This window comes from Acinetobacter sp. HR7 (assembly GCF_000773685.1).
Classification (GTDB): Bacteria; Pseudomonadota; Gammaproteobacteria; order Pseudomonadales; family Moraxellaceae; genus Acinetobacter; species Acinetobacter thermotolerans.
This window is the reverse complement of the sequence record NZ_JPQO01000108.1, coordinates 1-1,451: the sequence shown is the minus strand read 5'-3', so window position 1 is coordinate 1,451 and position 1,451 is coordinate 1. Positions and strand designations below refer to the sequence as shown.

At 43.8% G+C, this 1,451-nt stretch carries 1 protein-coding gene and 1 pseudogene; both read right to left on the bottom strand.

Translation table 11 applies throughout. From position 1 onward, the window contains the following. Nucleotides 1-17: 17 nt before the first annotated feature. Nucleotides 18-458: a hypothetical protein gene (locus GW12_RS05765; protein ID WP_034584675.1), complete on the bottom strand. Its 441-nt coding sequence runs from the start codon at nt 456-458 to the stop codon at nt 18-20. A 55-nt stretch (nt 459-513) separates the two neighbouring features. After that, nucleotides 514-1,451 (bottom strand): annotated as a pseudogene (locus GW12_RS05760) (tyramine oxidase); the annotation flags it as partial.

Below are 1,451 nucleotides of genomic sequence, written 5' to 3'. Positions count from 1 at the left end.
ATAATAGTGCGTAAGTCCTAACTCATTAAATTAAATGTAATAATGTTGATAATCATCAATCCTGCTGTTTTCACCTGCGGCTGAGCATGAACTTGAGCGGTTTGAGTATGAATAGATAAGAACAAAGCCAGAGGGAGAAGATGATGAATCAAACTGCTTTGCAAACAGTGCAGCCAGACTGAATGGCGAGCTAAGCTGTCTGTCAGTGGATGCATACTTAAGAAAAACCATACTGCCGTCAGGCTCAAGATCAGTTTATGATTTTTCCATGCATCACTTTTTAAAATAACAAATCCAATAAACAGCACAATCAATACAGTTTCAATGCTGTTGGAGAATGTCCATAAACTAGATACAGTAGTCTCAGGGTGCGTACTGGCATGGCCTGATACCATAGCAGTATCAATCGAATGGTGAGACATATGCATATGCTCATGGTTCATATCTGAATGATTCATAGCGCCTCCTTAAAAAACGGCAATGTGATGACATTGCCGTTTGATCTGTTATGGACTAATCATTTTTATGACAGCAATGTGAAACACCATCTTGAACGCTGGCATGGTCTTTGCCTGCAGGTAAATCCATGGCCGGATTCAGTTCAAAGAAGTTATTCGGCTGCAGCTTAAAGCCAACATACTGCACAGGCATCACTGGGAAATCTTCCGGCTTGCAAATATGCGTGTGCCCGAAGGTATGCCATACAACCAAGTCTTTGTTTTCAATATTACGGTTTTGCTGTACCCAGACTGGTAAGCCATCCCCCGGATTCTGGTTCGGATATTCACCTGAACCATAACGTTCTTTAGGTGCATATGGTGTTACCCAAAGATGCTTGCGTGCAAAACCAGCCCGGCGACCCGTCCAGCTGTCAGGATGCGCCAGAATAATCGGGTTATGTTCAGCCACGAGTTTATAGCCTGGATGGTTACCAACATGGTTTTTCACATTTGGATTAATAATTTTCCAGAAACGCCCTGTTGCACCATTAGCCTCACGACATGCTTCCAGTTCGGTCTTAAACGTGGTGGTAGTGGTTTTAAACAAAATACCCTTCGGATTATTTTCATCCATAGGCAAAGGTGTCGCCTCAGTCTCGGTCACGGAGTTACCGTCACCATCGACTTGCATATGTAAACGTGCGCTAAAGAAATGCTGATGGGTTGGGCCATAGATTTCAGGAGTAACTTTACCGCCATTTGGTACTTGCCCTGGAGTAATTGCAGAAGTCTGGATAATACCGGTCAGTTTGGCTTCAAGCTGAATCGTGCCATCTTGATAGAGGTACCAGTAGAAACCGTAATCATAGTTCGCCACAGTACAGAAGAAACTAATCACCAGACGACGTGAACGACGGACTTCAAATACCCCGGTGCGGAACTCATAATGTTTCCACATGGTGCCATAGTCTTCTTCATGCATACAGATGGCATGAACCGTACCGGGTTTGT

What these genes read in the sequence shown, in the direction of transcription:
- GW12_RS05765 (WP_034584675.1), bottom strand. Translation starts at nt 458, where the DNA reads ATGAATCATTCAGATATGAACCATGAGCATATGCATATGTCTCACCAT.